The organism is Parabacteroides sp. Marseille-P3160, assembly GCF_900162725.1.
Classification (GTDB): Bacteria; Bacteroidota; Bacteroidia; order Bacteroidales; family Tannerellaceae; genus Marseille-P3160.
The window spans coordinates 1,956,551-1,977,849 of record NZ_LT799418.1 but is presented as its reverse complement, the minus strand read 5'-3'; the positions used below and the strand labels follow the sequence as shown (position 1 = coordinate 1,977,849).

Here is a 21,299-nt window from a genome sequence, read left to right as displayed (position 1 = left end):
AAACCCTTGTACTACATCTTGTTTTATGATCAGTCTTTCAATGAACTCTTTTGCTTGCGTCCGGCTGGTTATTGTCGAACGTGGGTGCAAAAGTAAACCTTCTTTTTGGCTTGTACAAATCTTTTTACCGGTTTTTTTGAGCTTTTTTTACAAGAAAAAGATAAAGGGATGGGATAGAATGGAATAGAGAGGGACAATAAATCTTCGGGACCGGTTTTCCCGGCTGTTATTTTCAATGTTCTGTTTATTTTATTTCCAATACGACGATCGATTTGGCCGGCAGGCTGACATTCAGTACCCCCTTTTCAATTCTGGAGCCATTGAAGGCAACCGGTTGAATGAGGTTCGGCCGATCGAATGTATTATGATCCGTTATGCTTTTTGTCGTCAAAATCCGGCCGCTCACCTGGGAAGGATTCAGACCGGAAAAATCAATTTTCACCTCACGAGCCGTATCGAGGTCGACATTGGCCAACGTGATATGTGTAAAGCCGTCTTTCCGGGAGGCCGAAGCGGAAACCATCGGGACTTTCCGGTCTCGAATGACACGCGTATCGGCAATCAAATCGATCGGCAGGTAGGTGGCATCCTGGTGAACCCGGTACATTTCGAAAACATGGTAAGTCGGTGTCAGCACCATCCTCTCATTTTCGGTCAAGATCATAGACTGGAGCACGTTTACGATCTGAGCGATGTTCGCCATCTGAATCCGGTCGGTATATTTATTGAACACATTCAGCGTCAAAGCGGCGACCAAAGCATCGCGCAAGGTATTCTGCTGATACAGGAAGCCGGGATTCGTTCCCGGTTCCACATCGAACCAGGTGCCCCATTCGTCGACCATCAAGCCGACCTGCTTCTTCCGGTCATATTTATCCATGATTTCCATATGCTTGTCCAACACCTCTTCAATCTCCAGCGATTTCCCGATCGTCCAATAATACTCGTCATCGGAGAACCCGGTAGCCGAACCCTTGCTCCCGCTCCATCCGGTAACCGTATAATAATGGAGAGACAGGCCCTTCATACGGGTTCCGACCTTTTTCATCAACACTTCCGTCCAGTTATAGTCGTAATCGCTGGCTCCGCTGGCAATCTTGAACAATGTATTTCCATCGAACTCGCGGCAATAGGTAGAATAACGGCGATATAAGTCGGCGTAATACTCCGGCGTCATGTTCCCGCCGCATCCCCAACTCTCATTGCCCACGCCGAGGAACCTTACCTTCCAAGGCTTCTCACGGCCGTTTTTCCGGCGTAGATTAGCCATCGGGCTGTCTCCGTCCGAAGTCATATATTCCACCCATTTTGCCAACTCTTCCACCGTTCCGCTCCCTACATTCCCGCTAATATAAGGCTCGGCGCCCAACAACTCGCACAGGTTCAGGAATTCATGCGTTCCGAAGCTATTGTCTTCCACGACGCCTCCCCAGTTATTATTCACCATCTTCGGCCGTTGGTCGCGCGGCCCGATACCGTCCATCCAATGGTATTCATCGGCAAAGCAACCGCCCGGCCAGCGCAGGTTAGGTATCTGCAGTTTCTTCAAGGCTTCCAGCACATCGGTCCGGTATCCGTTCGTATTCGGGATAGACGAACCCTCGCCCACCCATAACCCACCATAGATGCAGGAGCCCAGATGTTCGGCAAATTGCCCGTAGATATGCTTGCTGATGATCTGTTTCCCCTGGCCGGCATGTACCCGGATGAGTACGTCTTTTTGTTGTGAATAAGCCGACGGCGTAAAAAACAGCAGGACGGCGGAGAATAGTATTACTGATTTTTTCATGATATGGATCTGATTACTTATATTAAGATTAATTTGTCCGGGCTATTTAATGATGGAAACCAATTCGGCCTCCCGGAGGACATACATCAAATGCTCCGAATCGTCTGTATTAATATGTAGGATACCCTTCAACTCGATATATTTGTCGACAGCAATCCGCTTGAATTGGTTGTTTCCCTTCTTTATATTAATCTCCATCACCGTTTCGATACCTCCGCCATCGCAAAAGAAGCATTGATTGGACGGTGTGGCGGAAAGGGCGAACATCGTCCCGTCCATATCGATCGGCACATAAAAACCCCGTATAGTAATAGACTTCTTATTCAGGTTGGCGATCTCCGGAGCAAACTTAGGCAGATCGAAATAGCCATTCAACGAAGCGACGTATCCCTTATGCCAGCGGACCTTACTTAAAAACTGCCAGTCGACAGCTTTCTGGGACCAGCCCGCCGAGGCGGCAAGCAATCCGAATAGGAATATAAATAGCTTTTTTTTCATTCGTTCAATGTCTTATAAATATCTGTCTTTAACGCAATAACCGCAGGCAAAACGGAAGCGGCCAAACCGATGCCCAGGGAAACAAGCAAAAAATACAGGTCCGATGGACCGACCCATCGGGCCAGGTCGTAATGGATGCTGCTTTCCGCATACAAAGCCAGGAACCACATCCCCAGACGGCTTAGCAAGAAACCACAAAGATAACCAATTAAGGCAATTAGAATACCTTCCGCCAATACAATTGAAAATAATTTCATCCGGCTCCCTCCCATCACGCGAATCAAAGCCAATTCATATTTACGCTCCTTCATGGAATGAAACAAGGAGATAAAAATACTGAAGGCGGAAATCAGGATAATGAACCAGGCAATCAGGTTGACCGTCTGTATCCCCACTCCCATCAACGAATACATCCGGTTGATCTCCATCACGGGAGAAGCGGCCTGCATATGGGTCGAAGAATTGATCAGGCGGGGCAATGTGATGACGCCCATCGGGTTCTTGTATTGGATAAGGAGACAAGTGATCTCTTTGTTTTCGGAATGAGCCTCCCCTTCATGCTCATGGCCATGAGCATGTTCCGCTTCATAAGCAGGATCGGAAGCGGATTCGTGCTCATCGCTATGTTCATACCCGGCTTCCCCATCCTCATGTTCCTCCGCCGCATGTCCGTCCCCATGATGCTCATGAATGGCCCAGACGCTCTCCAGTCCGGTGAGGATCAACTGGTCCAACACCGTGCCGGTTTCTTCGTAAATCCCGACGACCTTATATTTATGATCGTCATGCGAATGCCCGGCGTCTTCGATCAGCCCGTGTATCCCGGCGAAAGAATCGCCAACCTTCAAACCGGCCTTGCGTGCTACCTTTGCCCCGATCGCCGCCTCCAAGGGGGCTTTCCATTCCGCCCCTTCCCGCAGCCTTCCTCCATAAAGCGCAGGATAGTCCGGCACGGTGCCCACAATCCGGTAGCCATGATAGCTGTCCCCCAGCGAAACAGGGATCGCTTTCTTTATCAACCTGTGTTTGGACAATCCGGCTGCTTCCTCGTAGGAGATATTCCCGGTAGGCGAGTCGATATGATAAATGCCGGAAAGAATTAGCTGCATCGGACTTCCTTTGGCGCCGACAACCAGATCGATGCCTGCTACGTTCTTATCCATCTGTTCTTCAAAACCGTCCTTGACCAGCAGTAAAAAGGAAATAATCGTAATGCCAAAAGCAAACAGGATCACATTCAGAAGTGAGGACAAGGGTTTGGATTTGATTTGCTTAAAGGATAAACTAAATAGATTCATGCGTCCGGAGCTTTTTATAGTTTAATGATATGGGAAAAGAAAGGGTGCAAGCGATGGTCATGCGTAACGACCAAGAGGCAGGCGCCGGTAGACTCAGCCTGGGATTTCAGAAGGGAAACCGCCTCCCGGCAATTTTCATCATCGAGGCTGGAAGTCGGCTCGTCCGCCAGAATAAGCGCCGGGCGGTTGATGATGGCGCGGGCAATGGAAAGGCGTTGCTGCTCTCCCTGGCTCAGCTCCCAAGGCCTCGACTTTTGCTTGTCTCCAATATTTAACCGTTCCAACAACGCAAGCAGTTCATCCTTCTCCGCCGGTATATCATTCAGATAGCGCGCGATCTGCAAATTCTCCAGTACGGAGAGTGATTGAATGAACTGGGGCTTTTGAAAAACGAGACCGATCTTGCGGCCGCGAATCCGGTCGATGTCCTTATTTCCCATAGAAGTGATATCCTCTCCCTGAATCAAGATCTTTCCGGTGTCTGGCTTTATTAAACCCGCCAGAAGATATAATAAGGTTGTTTTGCCGCACCCCGAAACTCCACTCATCAAATAATGCTCCCCCTGCCGGCAATCCATATCGGGAAAAGACAATATCGGGGAGGATGGATAGGAATAAGTGACGCCTTGCATAAAAATTGCATTTGCCATAATTAACTTTCTATCTTTAATGATAACAACACCTATTAAGTAATAATAAAACCAAATAAGAAATCACTTGGGAATATCTGCAACAATGTTCCAGACAATGTCAGAACGAAGTTAGGCAAAAGTTTCAAAAGTTGCCGTATGAAGGCAAGGAAAATTTCCTTCCCCAAGAGAAAGGCGCCCGGCAATCGTCCATTTCCATAAGAAAGAGAGACAAGGCATAATCATAGAAAAGGAGCTCATCTAAACAAAAAAAGGGGTAGGCGGGGATGAAACGATTCGATAAGGCGAATGATGATTCGCCGAAAGAAGAAATCCAGAAGCATCAATTTATAGAAAAAAAGGTCATATGGATAAAAAAAAACAACTTTTTCTTTGATATAATGAAATAATTTATTAGGTTTGTAGTGCGACTTCGTAGGGCATACGAGGCTTTTCTGCGTAGGCATTAAAAATGTCCTTTTTTCGTTCCATTTTGTCCCAAAAATATTTCTCCCGCCTAATTTCCTTTCTATACTTTTGCATCAACTTTAATAGGATAGTAAAACAGTAAAAATAAGAGATTTCATACACCATTATGTGAAAACAGGGGAAATGACCAAGCAGAAGGGATCGATTGGAAAAAGCTATAACGCAATCAAAATATTCGATGGGTGTTTAATAGACAAAGATAATAAGTTGCATACCTTTGCACCTCGATTTAAAAAAGCGCGTAGCATTAACAGTGTATTCATCCATTAATATACTAACAGACAGTACCCTGCATCTATCACGGCTTTTTTAAACAATTAAAATAATAACAGAAAAATGAAAGCAAAAAATCTTTTTTTAACCGCCTTGTTCGTAGCAACAGGCATTTTGTGTGTAAACAGTGCGAAAGCAGCAGATGTAGAATCGAAGACGGGAACAATTAAATTAAATCTTAAGTTGTATCCCATTCATTCTATAGTTATCAATCCCGGGAATAGTACAGATGGAGTGCTTTTGGAATACAAAAATCGTAATGATTATTTATCTTCAACAGAAAATAACACAATTCAAGTAGCAAATCAATTAACAGTATTCAGTACAAGCGGGTATATTATTAATGTAAAAGCAGATGAGTCGGGATTTAATGCTCTTCCCGACGGAGTCATTGCTCCGGGATTGAATACAATTTCATTACAGGCTAAAAAAACTGATGGATCATACGATGGTAGTAGCATAAAGCTATTAAAAACTGATTTACCGTTATTCGAAAGTGACGATGCAACAGGGGGAAATGGTACAAATATTGACATAACCTATGCTGGTGCTACACAAAATGCTTATTTTCAGGCACAACATTTTAGTAGTACGGACCCTAGTGCTATATCCACTTTTACGACTACCCTTACATATACTTTAGTTGCAAAATAAGTCGAAAAATATATTTAATATAAAGGAGACATCTATAAGATGTCTCCTTTATATTTTAATCTATAAATAATACATGGATTCTAAAAAAATACTTTTTTTTATCTATATCGTTTTATTAAATATATTATTTCTGGATCAAATATATTCACAAACAGGCATTTCCGTATCTCCTCCACGCGTGTACTATCAATTAAATCCCGGGGAAGCAGGTTCCCAAAAGATACTGATAAGCAATATCAGTAAAAGTAATGCACTTAATTTATCCTTAACTTTTGGGGATTGGAAATATGACGATTGGGGGAATAACCTTATGCTTCCATCAGATTCATTATCCAATTCCTGTGCAAGTTGGTTAAGTGTGTCGGGAGGAACTTATATCACATTGGATCCAGGTGAGAATAAAGAAATAGAGTTGACGATGAACGTTCCCCTTCAACCCAAAGAAAAAGAAAATACTCAAACTGCGATGTTCTACGTTACGCAAATGAACCCTGTGGACGGCGTAGATGCAAAAGGAGCCGCCATCAAAATAAATGTCCGTTCGGGTATTAAAATATATCGCAAAGGCAGTGCTCCGGAAATTAAAAAATTGGAAATAGAAAAACTTTCATTCGACAAAGAGAAAAATTCCTTGGCATTGGTTTTTAACAACAAGGGAAATATCTGGATCAACGGTAATGTTAAAACAAGCCTGTTTAATCAAACCATCGGAAAAGAAACGAATCTAAAGTCGATTGAATTTTATACCTTACCGGATGATCATCGAACCATGTACATACCTTTAAACCAGAAATTAGACAAAGGTCAATATATTGCCACCGTCATGTTGGACTACGGAGATGATAATAATATAGAAGCAGCGGAATTGGAATTCGGGTATGAATAAAATATTTATATATATATTATTTTTCTTTTTGCTAAATATCACGACATACAGTCAAGTTGGCTTTCATTGGGATGGAGGTGTAGATTATTTAGCTATAAATTCTTATTCAGGTGCTGTGACTACAAGAGATGCCGCCACATTAAAAATTGACGGTAATGGGAATGTCAATTTTAATAATTGGAAAATATCCGTAAGAGTAGTCAACTATCCCGTGATGAATGGCAACGATGTATTTCCTGCAGACAAGATAAGTTTCTCTCCTATCCGAACATGGGGAGAGTTAGAACCCGGACCTGTACCCACAATCTCACAAATAGGAATGCCTTTATCTACTTCTTTACAGAACGGGAATGGAGAGGTATTTCTTGTTCCAAATTCGAATGCAGCACTAATAAATGAAAACGATAAGCCTCAAGATTATTTTTATTTTGAGATAGCTTTTAATTTAGTAGTTGCCCCCGGTGGATATTTAAATGCCCTTCAAGCATGGAGGCAATATAGATTTACTTTCGAATATACGTTATATGATAATAACAATACAGTAATAGGAAAATTACAACAAGATTTTCTGATACAAGTAGAACCTCTTTCCGGCACCCCTCCTTCGGAGGATCAATATTTCATCCAAATCTCCACTGGAGCTACCAACGGTTTATTGGAGTTTAAAACGATTGCAGATTATATAAACGGAAAAAGCATTACCTATCCGAATGGACTGACTGTTTCGTCAAATACCAACTATCAGGTTACGGTAAGATCCGTCTCTTCCCAATTTTCTTCCGCGACAGGGAATACCCTACCTTTAGGAGTAGTTCATTTGCAGTTAAGTAATAGTTCCCATACAACAAATCCCGTCACACTCTCAACCGGCCAACAGACCCTTTTGCAAGGTTCTTCTACTAACGGTACAGCCGTCGGATACGATATAAAATATTATACGGATACCAACGATTCGCGCTTGTTCAACGCGCAGTCCGATAATTACAGCACTTCGCTTATTTATGAAATTTCCCCCCGATAGGAATGTTTTGTAATATACAAAAAAAAATCTTCCGGACGATTTTCCTGATCTGCCTTCTCTCTTTTAGCAATAGCAAGGCGCAATCTCTGACAGAGGGTGGAATCGATATGCAGATCCGGCAATCGTCCGTGAACGGCCAGATTGTAAGCCATATTATCCAAATAACCAATCCTTCGGATTCTATTTTCAAAGGAATAATCCGTTTGGAGCCGTCTATGGGAATCCGGCCCCTTTCATATGACGCCAGGAGTTTTACCGTATCCCCCCATGATAGCAGCTATGTTTCTTACAAATTGGTGATCAGTAAAAACACCAGTGCGGGAAGCAAAACGATCCGCTACGATCTTTTGAGTGAAAAAAAAGAACTTATGCTTAGCAAGGAAACCGATCTCGAAATAGAAGAGAGGGAGCAGATTTACCTGACAGCCGACAACAACCCTGTGATGGCCATGCATCTGGAGGATTCGGTGCATATCAAAGTCACGGTAAACAATAGCGGCAACAGGGACGAAAAGGTTACCTTGGTTTTCAATGTACCTAATTTACGCGGAGCGCCTTCTTTTACCGAACTGAAGGCAACGGTGGCAGCTGCAGAGCAAAAGCAATTTGTATACAGCTTTATCCCCAGTGGCAACCTTCTCTCCTCCGGACAATTTTCGGTGCATATCACGGCGATGAAGGGCAAAGACAAGTCCATATTCGGTAATAAAACCGTTACAATACAAAATGTTGCTTCAAACCGAAGCTATGTAGATATTAGGCCCAACGTTCCTCAGCTCTCCGGATACGGATCGGACGACAATTCCGTGACCCTGAGCTACCGTCAATATAATTCGTCATCCAATATGCTGCAGTTAAGAGGAGGAGGCTACCTGAACCTGCCAGCGGGCTATTTGCAATTAAATGGAAACGTGTATAAATACAGCTCCCAACAGACTCCGATGATCACCAACACCTCCCTGATGTATAAGCTATACGAAAATGAATTTACGGTAGGAAATGTCAGCGAATCAGCGGAACTGTCGCTTTATGGCAGAGGAGCGAAAGCAATGTTTGCAGACAAAAAAAAAAGCAAAACACTTACATTCGGGGCAATCGACCAAAACTTCAACTTATTTGGTTCCGAGCCCTGGTTTTCCAATTATTACTCGTTCTATGTACAGGGGGCATTGGGGGCCAATAATTATCAAAAAGGAATCAAGGGATCCTATATTTACCAAAAGAATGCTTATGAAAAAGCGGATTACCATGTCGGGAGCCTGCAATGGAGGACTTCTTTTGGAAACGACTGGAATATCGATCTAAAAACACATGGAGCCCTGAGCAGTTACGAGAGTATGAGAAACACCCGGTTTTCGGGAGCTACGGAATTAACGTACCGGGGAAAACTATCCTCCGACCTGACCCTGAACGGATCCGGCTATTACAGCAACCCTTATTTTCCCGGAAACAGAAGAGGAACGATCTCCTTATCGCAAGGGATCGGGAAAAGATTAGGGAAAGAAATGTATATAAGCGGAAGCGTCAGCTACAATAAGATGAATCCGAAATATGATACCTACTCTCCCCAATACCAATCGGAGAACTGGTACGGCAACGCCGGTCTCTCACTGCCTCAAATACACCGGCTCTCCCCCTTCCCTCTCCTACCAATATCAAAGCGAGAGCTCCACTTCCTCCTATCTCGGAACCGGAGCCTCCAACCCAAACATACGCATGGCTTCCAACCGCTTGGGATTGCAATTGAGATGGCAAAGCCCCGACTCAAAACATTCCCTGTATGGAATATTGGAGGAAGGTTTCTTTAAAGATCCCATAGGAAGCGACCGGCTGAAGCAAACCAAAGCCTCTTTGGATTATTCCTACGGATGGCTCCGGTTGGGTACCTCCTATCAAAAAGGAGCTTACTATATCTACGAATATATGATGGCCAAACAAAAGGATACGGAGTTCAACCGTTTAACGGCAACGGCATCCGTCAATAAAAATATTTCGAAGAAAATGTCATTGACCTCCGGTTTGAACTTCACCAAAGATGCTTATCAGGGGAATGTGCCTTCGGCCAATATCAATATCAATTACAACCCAAAGGAGAATTATGCCCTTTTTGCGAACGGCTACTGGTATAAATACCAATTTATGAATATAAACAACAATATATATAATATAGAAATAGGAATCCGTTTCAGTTTCAGCAAGGCACAACCCTCCAGCGGGCGGAAGGGTACGATCACTGCCCAATTGTATTATGATAAGAATGCCAATAATGTCTATGACAAGGAAGACGAGCCGGCAAGCGACTGTGTGGTGAACTTGTCCGACAAAGCCTTTGTTTCCGATAAGGAGGGAAAAATCAAATACTCGCTCGTTCCGTACGGGGAATATACACTTAAGCCCTTGACTACAGGAAACTGGTTTTTCAAATCTCAAAAAATAGAAGTAAACAGTTCGAAGAATAAAGTAGAGATTCCTCTCAGACAAAGCGGCACATTACGGGGTAAAATAAAATACACCTTTAGTAAAAACAGCGCCAGTATAACCCCCAGGTATGAAAGTATCCGGTTTACCATCACCAGTGCGGATAAGACGATTAACCAAACGATCATCACCGACGGCGAAGGTCATTTACTGACTTTTCTGCCTGTAGGAGAATATACGATTACATTGGATAAAAAGACATTGGTGGAAAATACCGATTGTACAGATTATGTCCGCACTTTTAAGATCGAAGCCGGAAAAGTAAATCAAATGGATGTTTTTAATATAGAGACCAAATCAAGGAAAGTGAATATCAAGCGCTTCACGCAGTAAAGTTTGGAAAAATACGACCAGGCATCTTAACAATTTCTTCAAGTCGTTTGGCGAACTTTCTTCCAGTTGAAACGTTTACCATTTGTCAAAGAAATCGGTTCATCAAAAGGTTCGTCAGTAAACAAATACAAATCGACGCTAATCCGATGCCCCAATAGCAAGGCTAACGAAGTGCCTCCGACTAAAACGAATCGGCTAAAGGCCTCATCATTCATAATCCTTTTCAGGAGTTCCAGTGTTGACGGTGCAATTGTTGACGTGTATAACATTTCAGTTCCTCCTTCTTTAAGCCAAAAACATGGCAAACAAAAGCCATATCTTTCACATTCATATAGGGAATCGTTTTGATAGCCTCTATAAAGCCTTGCAAACCATATAAATTGAGGGCGGCATAATAATCATCCGGGCGGCCGCGTTCGATGATCCGTTGGACGACAACATTGCGCATCTCATTCCAATCGATCTCCTCTGTATTATATTCCCATAATAAAGAAGGTCGAATCTGAGCTTCCGAATGGGAAGGATAATCATCAAAAAACATAAAAAACCTCCTATTTATTTCTTTTTGGTACGATTGCTTTTGTAAATATAAACATTTTCTCTTGATCTGTTGCCCTTCTCTATTAATTAAATTTCACTACTTTTACCCCCTTAAATTATTTATTGAATAGAGAATCGTGAAAAAGCAATTTTTATTTTTAGGTTTGCTCATCGCCGGATTTGCTGTGTCGGCACAGGAGAAATTACCCTATTGGAAAGACATTAATATCCTGTCGGTTAATAAAGAAAAGCCGAGGACTACGTTTATGACCTATGATAACCGGCAGGATGCCCTGACGGGAGTTTATGAGAAAAGCAAGTATTACCTCTTGCTCAATGGCGCCTGGAAATTCTACTATTCCGATAGCCACCGGCAAATCCCTGACAACCTGACCGATCCGTCGACCCCTACCGATTCCTGGGCGGACATCAAAGTGCCCGGCAATTGGGAGTTCCAAGGCTTCGGGACACCTATTTATATTAATCACGGATATGAATTCAAACCCCGCTACCCAATCCCTCCCCTCCTCCCGGAAGACATTCCCGTCGGAGTCTATCGCCGGGAGTTCGAGATTCCGGTCCCTTGGAAGAACCGGGATATCTACCTTCACCTGGCGGGCGCCAAAGCCGGCGTTTATGTCTATATCAACGGAAAAGAAGTCGGTTATAGTGAAGATTCCAAGAATCCGGCCGAATTCCGGATCAATGACTACCTTCGTCCGGGAACAAATTCGTTGGCGGTTAAGATCTATCGCTGGTGCACGGGATCTTTCCTGGAATGCCAGGACTTCTGGCGCATCAGTGGCATCGAGCGTGATGTTTTCCTCTGGTCACAACCCAAGACCGCCATCCAGGACTTTCGCATCGTTTCCGGGCTGGATGATACCTACCAAAACGGCCTGTTCAAACTGGAAGTAGAGATAAAGAATACAACTTCCGCACCCGAAGAGGCGACAGTCGATTACGAACTGCTGGATGCGAAGGGGCAAAAGGTAACATCGGCATCCCACGGAGTAAAACTGGAGGCTGACGGCCGGCAAGCGCTTGCCTTCGACGCCTTATTAAATAAGGTAGCCACGTGGACTGCAGAGCATCCCAATCTTTACAAATTGCTTCTAACCGTAAAAAAGGGAAATGAGACGACCGAAATCGTACCCTTCAACGTCGGATTCCGCCGGATAGAGATCAAACCGAGTGAATACGAAGTCAAGGGGGAAAAGCTACGGTTGCTATATGTCAACGGACAGCCCATCAAACTGAAGGGAGTCAACATCCACGAAGTGAGCCAATACACCGGGCATTACGTCACACCGGAAGAGATGCGCCGCAACTTCGAACTCATGAAACGGAACAACATCAATTCCGTCCGCCTGAGCCACTATCCCCAAGACCGGAGGTTCTATGAAATGTGCGACGAATACGGATTATACGTCTATGACGAGGCCAATATCGAATCGCATGGCATGTATTACACCCGCTACCTTGACGACATGCGCAAAGGTTCCGCCGGACACCTGGACGGAAATAAGAAAGGTACGCTGGGGCATAACCCTGATTGGTTGGAAAATCATTTGTATCGCGTGCGGAATATGTTCGAACGGAACAAAAACCATCCATCTGTTACCATCTGGTCGTTAGGAAACGAAGCCGGAAACGGGTATAATTTCTACAATGCCTATGTCCTGTTGAAAAACCTGGACAAAGATTTGATGAACCGCCCGGTATGCTACGAACGGGCGCTTTGGGAGTGGAATACGGACATGTATGTTCCCCAATATCCGTCGGCGGCCTGGTTGGAGGAAACCGGCTCCAAGGGGGCCGACCGTCCGGTTGTCCCGTCGGAATACGCCCATGCCATGGGCAATTCCACCGGAGATTTCCATGGCCAGTGGAATGCCATCTATAAATATCCGCAGTTGCAAGGCGGATATATCTGGGAATGGATCGACCATTCGATTCTGGAGCATGATAAAAAGGGAAAGCCCTACTGGACTTACGGCGGAGATTATGGTGTCGACCAGCCGTCCGACGGCAATTTTGTAGCCGACGGGCTGATCGGGCCGGATCAGAAACCGCATCCCGCCATGGCGGAGGTGAAATACAACCTTCAGAATGTAGGCTTCGAGGCCGGCGACCTGTCCAAGGGAGAGATTAAAATAACCAACCGTTTTTATTTTACGGATTTATCGGCATACCAGTTAAGTTATAAGATTTACCGGAATGAAAAGCTGGTAAAGTCGGCCCCGCTCCCGCTCGAACTGGCTCCGCAGGAAACAAAAACGATCGTCCTGCCGGTCAGCTCCCTGAAGCCGGAGTCCGGCGCCGAATATTTCGCCAACCTGGAAGTACGCTCCAAAGAGCCGGAACCGCTCGTTCCGGCCGGCCATCTGATTGCATACGACCAGTTCATGCTCGCTCCCGGGGCGGAAAAGAAAGAATACAAATCGCCCGCTTCCCCGTCGCTGAACGTGGCGGAAGCAAACGGGATCATTACGGTTTCCTCCTCCAAACTGCGTTTTGTGATGGATACCGGCCGGGGAACCGTTACCTCCTATCAAGTAGACGGCATGGAATACTTCCCCGACGGCTTCGGCGTCCAGCCTAATTTCTGGAGGGCGCCTACCGACAATGATTACGGAAACGGGGCTCCCCTGCGGCTGCAGGTATGGAAAGAATCGAGCAAGAACTTCCATATTGCAGACCATAAGGTACGGAAAGAGGGAAACAACATTCTCCTGACCATCGACTATCTTTTAGCCGCCGGCAATCATTACCTGATGAACTATCTGGTCTATCCGTCGGGAATCGTAAAAGTCTCTTCCCGGTTCACGCCGATCGAATTGGAAGAGGGCAAGATAGAGAAGTCCGAAGCTGAATTGATGGCTACCTACTCTCCGAAAGCGCAGGCTGAAATGAAAGCGAAAAAGAACATACTGGAAGTGCCCCGCATCGGCGTCCGCTTCCGCTTACCCGCCCAAATGGATCAAATCCGGTACTTCGGCCGCGGGCCTGAAGAAAATTATTGCGACCGTTACAGGGGCACTCTAATCGGTTTATACGAAGCCAAGGCGAACGACCTCTATTTTCCGTATGTCCGTCCGCAGGAAAACGGGCATCATATCGACACGCGCTGGGTTTCCGCCACGCAGGAAAATGGCAGGGGATTATTAATTCAGGCCGAAAAAACGATCGAATTCAATGCGTTGAGAAATTCCATCGAAGATTTTGATTCGGAAGAGGCGGACGCCCCTTACCAGTGGAACAACTTCACCCCGGAAGAGATTGCCGGCCGGGACGACGCCAAAGCAAAGAACCGGCGGCCGAAACAGACGCATATCAATGATATCGAGCCCCGCAACTTCGTTGAAGTTTGTGTAGACCACAGGCAACAAGGAGTAGCCGGCTATGACAGCTGGGGCGCACGGCCGATTCCGGAAGCGACCATCTATTCGGATGAAGAATATAACTGGACGTTCACGCTCATCCCCTTGTCGAAAGCCGGGGAAGCCTCATCCAAAGCGAGATTGGCCTACTGATTCACAGAGAGTGGAAAGACACTAAAAAAGGAGCTGTGCCAAAAGGAAATCCTGTAAAAAATTCATAGTTATGAACGCGCGCAGTCATAACTATGAATTCACTCGTTCATAACTATGACTGCACTTATTCACTACTATCATTTTTCCAATTAATAAGCGAGGGCTTTTGGCACGCCCTCTTTTTATTAGTGGAAAGACAGGTTATTTAATCAATACTTTTTGAACCGTATCGTTTAAAGAAACAATATAGAATCCCTTTGGCAAAGCAATGGTTTTCTGCCCCGGACTGACTGCCGTCTGATTGACCAACTGGCCTGTCAGGGTATATACGCGCACATAACCGGATTTCTCCACATTAATATATAGATGACCGTCTACCGCCCATACGGTTGGCGCCGTCAGAAAATCTTCATTGGCAACCCCGCCGCCTTCGATCTTTTCACCTTTAAAGGTAACCGGAACGACTATAGGCGCACCCATCATTGAAGTAGCTACATTCAAATCGACGAATACGCTATCCTGTATAACCGCACCCTTAAAAGTAACCGTGGCGGGCAAAATTTGTCCCATCAAATCGACTGTAAGGTCAATCGTTTTTGTATCCAAAGAATCCACACCATCCAGGTTTTTCACAGGGATGCTATCCAAAACAATATCTCCGACCGGGATGACAAGCTCTCCCATAGTCAAAGTAAAATCTTCCAGGGAAAACTTCACGCTATTCTCCTGTTTGGAAGCAGCGATCGAAACCGTATCCACAGAAACGATAGGATCCCCGCCGAGGGCGATGGAAAGCGTTCCCTTATAGTCACCCAACAGATGTTCCACCGAGGTGGTCTGTGCATTTGCCATTGAAACGGACAGGACAGCCAGAAAGCCGGCCAGCCACAACTTCATCTTTCGTGTAAATAATTGCCTCATATTCATACTTTTTAGTTAATAAAACAAACTTCTTACCTTTTTATAAGATTAAAACTGCTACTTGATTAAAACAATGCGATATGATTTAAAGTTATGTTAAACATTTCAGCAAAAACCAAAAACGGAATGATTACCAATAACCATTCCGTTTTTATTAAGAGCCTAAAAAAACAGCAAAGAATATTCTCTGTATCTTATAAGGAAATATTCCAGTAAAATTTAAACAGGGACAGAAGCTGTTTTGATATGTTTACCCGTCAGCTTCTGGATATCCTTAAGCATGGGACGTTCCTCCTGCGCACAGAAGGAAAAGGCGGTTCCCGTATTACCGGCGCGGCCGGTACGACCGATCCGGTGGACATATGTCTCCGCCACATCCGGCAGATCATAATTAATCACCAACTCCAACTGGTTCACGTCGATTCCGCGTGCAGCGATATCGGTCGCGATCAGGACGCGCGTCTTGTGCGATTTAAAATTGGTCAACGCCCGCTGCCGGGCATTTTGCGATTTATTCCCATGGATCGCCTCGCTCCCGATTCCCGCTCCGCTTAAAGCGCGGGCAATCTTGTCCGCTCCGTGTTTGGTGCGGGAGAAAACCAATACCGACTTTTGCTTCTTCTCTCTCAGCAGATTCACCAACAGGTCCTTCTTCTCCTGCTTTTCAACAAAATAGATGTACTGGTCGATCGTGTCCACAACCGAAGAGACGGGAGTCACTTCCACGCGCACCGGTTGGTTAAGAATCGTCCGGGACAAGGCGACGATCGCCTGCGGAACGGTAGCTGAAAAGAACAGTGTCTGCCGTTCCTTCGGCAACTTGGGCAGAATCCGTTTGATGTCATGGATAAATCCCATATCCAACATACGGTCGGCTTCATCCAGTACGAAGCAACTGATCGTATCCAGGCGGATGAATCCCTGATTCATCAAGTCCAGCAACCGTCCCGGAGTCGCGATCAAGACGTCGACTCCCCGGCGTAGTTCTTCAGTTTGGGGTTTTTGGCTGACTCCTCCGAAGATTACCGTATGCCGTACGGAAGTATATTTGGAATAGTCTTTGAAACAATCATTGATCTGAATCGCCAACTCGCGGGTGGGCGTAAGGATCAATGCTTTCAGCATCCGCTTGGCTCCCTGGTTTTTCTCCAGATAAAGCTGTTGGATGATCGGAAGGGCAAAAGCAGCCGTTTTACCGGTGCCTGTCTGTGCACAACCAAAGACATCTTTCTTATTTAAAACGATCGGAATTGCTTCTTGCTGTATAGGCGTGGGATCTGAGTAACCTTTCTCTTGTAGCGCCGTCAATATAGGCTCTACGATATTCAAGTCTTTAAATGTCATGTAAATAGAACTGCTCATTTAGCAGTCATCTCTAATTAATAATTCACAAATGGTGGGGGAAAAACCGACGGAAAGTAATGCCTTCACGAATTGTTCAGGCACAAAGATACGATTAATTCCTGGTTAAACAATCTGTTCATACAAATACTTAGCGTTATATTATGATAGCGGGACTAAAGTATCGATCAAATGATCTTCAGATCCTTCAGGAAATGAGGGATGCTTTGCTCGAAATTCACCCCGAAGCGCAAATCGGTTTTGGCTTCGGCCGTACGGCCTATGCTTTCTGCGGTGAAATTGACGGCAATCTGAGCAGACTCATTCAACGAAAAGCCATTCAAAAGGGCGGCCAGCAAGGCGCTTCCGAAAACATCTCCCGTACCGTGGTAATACCCCGGAATCTTTTCCGCAAAGGCATAGCCGACCACTCCCGTCGTACGATCATAGGTGGCGGCGCCCAATTCTTTTTCATTCCAGTAAACACCGGTCAGGACGACCTGCTTCGGGCCGATCTTGCTCAGTTCCGACAAAACATGCTTGATATATTCCGGAGTGTAGGGCCCTTCCTTATAGGGCTCCCCGATCAACAGGGCAGCCTCGGTCAGATTGGGCACAATGATGTCCGCCTTTCTGCATAAGTCTCTCATTCCAAGTGCAAAATCCGGAGTAAAAATACTGTATAGCACTCCGTTGTCCGCCATCACCGGATCGACCAGGATCAAATTGTCTTTTGTCTTGAAGTCGGCAAAGAATCCCGAGACGATATCCAATTGTTCGAAAGAACCGAAAAATCCGCTATAAATCGCATCGAATGCGAGGTTCAAAGATTTCCAATGCTTTTCGAAAGGAATCAGGTCTTCCGTCAAATCCCGGTACGTATAACCGGTAAAACCTCCGGTATGAGTAGATAAAACGGCCGTCGGCATCACTGACGTTTCGATGCCGGCAGCGGAAAGGATCGGTAAAGCCACGGTCAAAGAACATTTTCCGAAACCGGAAATGTCATGAATAGCGGCTACTCTCTTTTGCTTTTGCATAATTCTAATAATATTTAAAACCCAACGCAAAGCTATAATAAATATCGGCTGTTTTTCTAAATGGGACCGTGAAAACGCAAAGAAAACTATAAAAATAGCCTATCTTTGTAAGCACACAGAGTAAGCAATCATTCAATAATTATAAGTAGAGCAATAAGGTAATGGAAAATCGTTTTTTAGCACTTATAAAAGATAGCATCCAGCAACATTGGGCTTTACCGGCCTTGTCGGACTCCAATGGAAAGACATATAATTATAAGGATTTTGCAGAAGAAATAGAAAAACTCCACCTATTCTTCGAGCAAGCCGGTTTGCCGAAGGGGGCGAAAGTATCGCTGATCGGGCGTAACTCCTCCCATTGGGCCATTTGTTTCTTCGGAATCCTGGCATACGGGGCGGTTGTCGTCCCGATACTACACGATTTCAAACCGGAAAGCGTACACCATATCGTCAATCATTCCGAATCGGAGGCGCTTATTATTACGGAACAAAACTGGGAAGCGTTGGATGCTTCTTCCATGCCGAATTTAAAGTTCGTTCTTAAAATCGAGGATTTCTCCGTTATCAACAGCAAGGAAACCTCCCTGCGGGAAAAGCAGGCAAAGATAGAAGTGCTCTTCCTTGAAAAATATCCCGAAGGGTACGGTCCCAAGGATATAAGCTTTCATAAGGAAGAACCGGAGGAATTGGCGGTATTGAATTACACATCCGGCACGACCGGCAATACAAAGGGAGTCATGATTCCTTACCGGAGTTTATGGAGCAACACCAAATACGCTTATGATAATATACCCTTCGTCCATGCCGGGGATAATTTCGTTTGCGTGCTCCCGATGGCGCACATGTACGGTTTGGCGTTCGAGGTACTGAACGGGATCAACAAAGGGTGCCATATTCATTTTCTTCCCCGCATCCCGAGCCCCAAAACGCTTATCGATGCCTTTGCCCAAGCCCGGCCGGCCTTGATTTTAGCCGTTCCGCTCATCATCGAAAAGATCATCCGCAACAATGTTTTCCCCATAGTAAACAAGCCCTATATGAAGGTATTGCTGAAAACGCCGTTGGTCGGCCCGATCATCAGAAGGAAAATACGGGAGAAAGTAGACCAGGTATTCGGCAGTAAGTTCGAAGAGATCGTCATTGGCGGAGCGGCTATCAATAAAGAAGTCGAAACCTTCCTGAGATCGATCGGCTTCCGCTATACGGTGGGATACGGAATGACGGAATGCGGGCCGTTGATTGCCTACGAACAATGGAACACCTACAAAGCCGGATCGGTCGGACGGGTTGTCGACCGGATGGAAATAAAGATCGATTCTCCCGACCCGCAGCAAAAAGTCGGTGAAATCCTGGTACGGGGAATGAATGTCATGCTGGGTTATTATAAGAATCCCAAGGCAACGGAACAAGCTTTGGGAAAAGACGGTTGGATGCGGACCGGCGACCTGGGCATTTTGGACGAAGACGGCTTCCTTTACATTCGCGGAAGGAGTAAAACGATGATCCTAAGCTCGAACGGACAAAATATTTATCCGGAAGAAATAGAAGACCTTTTGAATAACAAAAAATATGTCAGCGAATCGCTCATCGTTACCCGGGACGACAAATTAGTTGCCCTCATCTATCCCGAATGGGAAGAAGTTAAAAAAGAAGGCATCGGCGAGGAAGATCTAAAAAACAAAATGGATGAAAACCTGGCGGAACTGAACCAGTCTATTCCGGGGTATTGTAAAATTTCGTCCTTCCAGTTACGGGATGTGGAATTTGAGAAAACACCCAAACGGAGCATAAAAAGATATTTATATCAAAATCCGGAAACAGATTCGTAATATCGTGTCGTTTTATTTCTTATATTTAGAATACGTTTTGCCAAAGAATAAGAGATACACCGTTTTAAATTAGAAAAATAATATGGTTACGACATTGCTGATTTTGCTCCTCTCCACTATCTTTTTTATTCATGGGAAAATACGGTCGGATATAGTTGCGCTTTGCGCCCTTGCTCTTCTGATGATATTCAAGATTTTGACTCCGGAAGAAGCGCTTTCCGGTTTTTCCAACTCGGTTGTCATTATGATGGTCGGGTTGTTTGTTGTCGGCGGAGCTATATTAAAGACCGGATTGGCTAAAATCATCGGAAGCAAGATCCTTTACCTTGCGGGAAAAAGCGAACTGAAATTATTAGTGCTGATCATGCTGGTAACCTCCTTTATCGGCGCATTTGTAAGCAATACCGGCACAGTAGCACTCATGCTTCCGATCATTGTCAGTATGGCGGCGAAGGCAAATATCAGTACAAGCCGCTTCCTGATGCCTCTTGCGTTCGCCAGCAGCATGGGAGGAATGACAACATTGATCGGGACTCCGCCCAACCTGGTTATCGAAGGGATTTTGTCCGGCGCCGGTTTTCACGGCATCTCCTTCTTTTCCTTCACTCCCGTAGGGCTGATCTGCATTGCGACCGGAATGGCCGTACTTATTCCTTTAAGCAAGTTCTTCCTGGTAAAAAAGACAGATATCAAGAAGAACAAGCCGGGAAGTAACCGACACTCGCCGAAGGAGCTGACTAAAAAATACCAGATCATCGACAATCTCTACCGCATCCATGTCGTTAAGAAATCGACCCTACAAAACAAAAGTTTGGCAGAGCTGAATATCACAGATAAATACGGCCTGAATGTGCTGGAAATCCGAAGGAAATCCTCATCCGGCATGTTCATGAAGACTGTGGACCAAAAGCTGGCCGGCCCCAACCTGGAACTGAAAGTAAACGATATCCTTTATGTCTTCGGCCCTTTCGAGAAAGTAACGGAATTCATTCAGGATTACCATCTGGAACTGGCTGAGCGGAAAGAGACGGAATACGCTGATGAATCCTCGCAGGAGAAACTCCGCGTACAAGAGATCGGAATCGCGGAAGTATTGCTTCTTCCCGAATCCAAACTCATCAACCAGCTGGTTAAGGACAGCGGATTCCGTTCCAATTATTCGATCAACGTCCTGGGAATCCAGCGGGGAGGCGAATATCTGCTGAGCAACGTAAAAGACATACGCTTACGCGGAGGTGATATCCTACTTGTGCAAGGCAACTGGGACGACATCGCCCGGCTGAGCCAGGAACAATCCGAATGGGTCGTCCTCGGGCAACCCCTGGAAGCCGCGTCCAAAGTCACACTGGACTATAAGGCGCCCATGGCCGCGGGCATTATGTTTTTAATGATCCTATCTATGGTACTTAATGTCCTCCCTCCTGTCACCTCGGTTATCATCGCCGCCGTACTTATGGTCTTGACGGGCTGCTTCCGGAATGTGGAGGAAGCCTATAAAACGATCAATTGGGAAAGCATCGTCCTGATTGCCGCCATGATGCCGATGTCCATGGCATTGGAAAAGACGGGAGCCTCCGAAGTCATTACCCATGGGCTGGTCAGCGGCCTGGGCGGTTACGGCCCGTTGGTTCTGATGGCGGGACTTTATTTTACGACCTCCCTGCTGACCATGTTTATCAGCAATACGGCTACCGCCGTACTGGTAGCTCCAATCGCCATGCAGGCGGCGCTATCGATAAATGTC

General features: G+C 45.5%; 17 protein-coding genes. 8 read left to right on the top strand and 9 right to left on the bottom strand.

The window, feature by feature from the left end; genetic code table 11:
- Window positions 1–244: 244 nt before the first annotated feature.
- The 4 genes from BQ8014_RS07815 to BQ8014_RS07800 are packed head-to-tail and all read right to left on the bottom strand — an operon-like array spanning window position 245 to window position 4,235.
- The gene (locus BQ8014_RS07815; RefSeq protein WP_080903886.1) at window positions 245–1,789 is read right to left on the bottom strand and encodes an alpha-N-arabinofuranosidase; all 1,545 of its coding nucleotides are present in this window, start codon (window positions 1,787–1,789) and stop codon (window positions 245–247) included.
- Window positions 1,790–1,831: 42 nt separating this feature from the next.
- Window positions 1,832–2,287 carry a hypothetical protein gene (locus BQ8014_RS07810; RefSeq protein ID WP_080903885.1) on the bottom strand — a complete coding sequence of 152 codons (456 nt, stop codon included), beginning with the start codon at window positions 2,285–2,287 and terminating at the stop codon, window positions 1,832–1,834.
- Window positions 2,284–3,585, bottom strand: coding sequence for an ABC transporter permease (locus BQ8014_RS07805; protein ID WP_080903884.1), 1,302 nt, complete (start codon window positions 3,583–3,585; stop codon window positions 2,284–2,286). Before BQ8014_RS07805 ends, BQ8014_RS07810 begins: the two co-directional genes overlap by 4 nt.
- A gap of 14 nt (window positions 3,586–3,599) precedes the next feature.
- On the bottom strand, window positions 3,600–4,235 hold the full coding sequence (locus tag BQ8014_RS07800; protein ID WP_080903883.1) for an ABC transporter ATP-binding protein: 636 nt from the start codon (window positions 4,233–4,235) through the stop codon (window positions 3,600–3,602).
- 804 nt (window positions 4,236–5,039) lie between these two features.
- On the opposite strand from BQ8014_RS07800, the gene BQ8014_RS07795 reads away from it, so the two are divergent.
- From BQ8014_RS07795 to BQ8014_RS19365, 5 genes are all read left to right on the top strand, one after another.
- Window positions 5,040–5,630, top strand: a complete 591-nt coding sequence (locus BQ8014_RS07795) for a hypothetical protein (protein ID WP_080903882.1) — start codon at window positions 5,040–5,042, stop codon at window positions 5,628–5,630.
- A gap of 73 nt (window positions 5,631–5,703) precedes the next feature.
- Complete coding sequence (locus BQ8014_RS07790; RefSeq protein ID WP_080903881.1) at window positions 5,704–6,516, top strand: fimbrial biogenesis chaperone; 813 nt, start codon at window positions 5,704–5,706, stop codon at window positions 6,514–6,516.
- On the top strand, window positions 6,509–7,537 hold the full coding sequence (locus BQ8014_RS07785; RefSeq protein WP_080903880.1) for a hypothetical protein: 1,029 nt from the start codon (window positions 6,509–6,511) through the stop codon (window positions 7,535–7,537). Before BQ8014_RS07790 ends, BQ8014_RS07785 begins: the two co-directional genes overlap by 8 nt.
- A gap of 2 nt (window positions 7,538–7,539) precedes the next feature.
- A complete protein-coding gene (locus tag BQ8014_RS07780; RefSeq protein ID WP_080903879.1) occupies window positions 7,540–9,345 on the top strand; it encodes a COG1470 family protein in 1,806 nt (601 codons plus the stop codon).
- Complete coding sequence (locus BQ8014_RS19365; RefSeq protein ID WP_234998010.1) at window positions 9,275–10,348, top strand: hypothetical protein; 1,074 nt, start codon at window positions 9,275–9,277, stop codon at window positions 10,346–10,348. The genes BQ8014_RS07780 and BQ8014_RS19365 overlap by 71 nt, the downstream gene beginning before the upstream one ends.
- 38 nt (window positions 10,349–10,386) lie before the next feature.
- On the opposite strand, the gene BQ8014_RS19170 is transcribed toward BQ8014_RS19365, so the two are convergent.
- Both BQ8014_RS19170 and BQ8014_RS07770 read right to left on the bottom strand, forming a co-directional pair.
- The gene (locus tag BQ8014_RS19170) at window positions 10,387–10,563 is read right to left on the bottom strand and encodes a nucleotidyl transferase AbiEii/AbiGii toxin family protein (protein ID WP_234998009.1); all 177 of its coding nucleotides are present in this window, start codon (window positions 10,561–10,563) and stop codon (window positions 10,387–10,389) included.
- 8 nt (window positions 10,564–10,571) lie between these two features.
- Window positions 10,572–10,889, bottom strand: coding sequence for a DUF6922 domain-containing protein (locus tag BQ8014_RS07770; protein WP_080903877.1), 318 nt, complete (start codon window positions 10,887–10,889; stop codon window positions 10,572–10,574).
- Window positions 10,890–11,073: 184 nt separating this feature from the next.
- Between BQ8014_RS07770 and BQ8014_RS07765 the strand changes: the two genes are divergently transcribed.
- Complete coding sequence (locus tag BQ8014_RS07765; protein WP_080905880.1) at window positions 11,074–14,424, top strand: glycoside hydrolase family 2 TIM barrel-domain containing protein; 3,351 nt, start codon at window positions 11,074–11,076, stop codon at window positions 14,422–14,424.
- 201 nt (window positions 14,425–14,625) lie between these two features.
- Here the strand turns inward: BQ8014_RS07765 and BQ8014_RS07760 are convergent, their stop codons facing one another.
- From BQ8014_RS07760 to BQ8014_RS07750, 3 genes are all read right to left on the bottom strand, one after another.
- Window positions 14,626–15,345 carry a calycin-like domain-containing protein gene (locus tag BQ8014_RS07760; protein ID WP_160150054.1) on the bottom strand — a complete coding sequence of 240 codons (720 nt, stop codon included), beginning with the start codon at window positions 15,343–15,345 and terminating at the stop codon, window positions 14,626–14,628.
- 219 nt (window positions 15,346–15,564) lie between these two features.
- Window positions 15,565–16,689 (bottom strand): DEAD/DEAH box helicase, encoded by a 1,125-nt coding sequence (locus BQ8014_RS07755; RefSeq protein WP_080905879.1) that lies wholly within the window; start codon window positions 16,687–16,689, stop codon window positions 15,565–15,567.
- Window positions 16,690–16,874: 185 nt separating this feature from the next.
- Window positions 16,875–17,726 (bottom strand): pyridoxamine kinase, encoded by an 852-nt coding sequence (locus BQ8014_RS07750; RefSeq protein ID WP_080903875.1) that lies wholly within the window; start codon window positions 17,724–17,726, stop codon window positions 16,875–16,877.
- A gap of 161 nt (window positions 17,727–17,887) precedes the next feature.
- On the opposite strand from BQ8014_RS07750, the gene BQ8014_RS07745 reads away from it, so the two are divergent.
- Both BQ8014_RS07745 and BQ8014_RS07740 read left to right on the top strand, forming a co-directional pair.
- Window positions 17,888–19,555 carry an AMP-binding protein gene (locus BQ8014_RS07745; protein WP_080903874.1) on the top strand — a complete coding sequence of 556 codons (1,668 nt, stop codon included), beginning with the start codon at window positions 17,888–17,890 and terminating at the stop codon, window positions 19,553–19,555.
- 82 nt (window positions 19,556–19,637) lie between these two features.
- The coding region (locus tag BQ8014_RS07740; RefSeq protein ID WP_080903873.1) for an SLC13 family permease at window positions 19,638–21,299 on the top strand (1,662 nt) is incomplete at its 3' end.

Bases quoted from the DNA above. Each gene is read 5' to 3' on its own strand.
- BQ8014_RS07815 (WP_080903886.1), bottom strand. From the start codon at position 1,789: ATGAAAAAATCAGTAATACTATTCTCCGCCGTCCTGCTGTTTTTTACG.
- BQ8014_RS07810 (WP_080903885.1), bottom strand. From the start codon at position 2,287: ATGAAAAAAAAGCTATTTATATTCCTATTCGGATTGCTTGCCGCCTCG.
- BQ8014_RS07805 (WP_080903884.1), bottom strand. From the start codon at position 3,585: ATGAATCTATTTAGTTTATCCTTTAAGCAAATCAAATCCAAACCCTTG.
- BQ8014_RS07800 (WP_080903883.1), bottom strand. From the start codon at position 4,235: ATGGCAAATGCAATTTTTATGCAAGGCGTCACTTATTCCTATCCATCC.
- BQ8014_RS07795 (WP_080903882.1), top strand. From the start codon at position 5,040: ATGAAAGCAAAAAATCTTTTTTTAACCGCCTTGTTCGTAGCAACAGGC.
- BQ8014_RS07790 (WP_080903881.1), top strand. From the start codon at position 5,704: ATGGATTCTAAAAAAATACTTTTTTTTATCTATATCGTTTTATTAAAT.
- BQ8014_RS07785 (WP_080903880.1), top strand. From the start codon at position 6,509: ATGAATAAAATATTTATATATATATTATTTTTCTTTTTGCTAAATATC.
- BQ8014_RS07780 (WP_080903879.1), top strand. From the start codon at position 7,540: ATGTTTTGTAATATACAAAAAAAAATCTTCCGGACGATTTTCCTGATC.
- BQ8014_RS19170 (WP_234998009.1), bottom strand. From the start codon at position 10,563: ATGAATGATGAGGCCTTTAGCCGATTCGTTTTAGTCGGAGGCACTTCG.
- BQ8014_RS07770 (WP_080903877.1), bottom strand. From the start codon at position 10,889: ATGTTTTTTGATGATTATCCTTCCCATTCGGAAGCTCAGATTCGACCT.
- BQ8014_RS07760 (WP_160150054.1), bottom strand. From the start codon at position 15,345: ATGAGGCAATTATTTACACGAAAGATGAAGTTGTGGCTGGCCGGCTTT.
- BQ8014_RS07755 (WP_080905879.1), bottom strand. From the start codon at position 16,689: ATGACATTTAAAGACTTGAATATCGTAGAGCCTATATTGACGGCGCTA.
- BQ8014_RS07750 (WP_080903875.1), bottom strand. From the start codon at position 17,726: ATGCAAAAGCAAAAGAGAGTAGCCGCTATTCATGACATTTCCGGTTTC.
- BQ8014_RS07745 (WP_080903874.1), top strand. From the start codon at position 17,888: ATGGAAAATCGTTTTTTAGCACTTATAAAAGATAGCATCCAGCAACAT.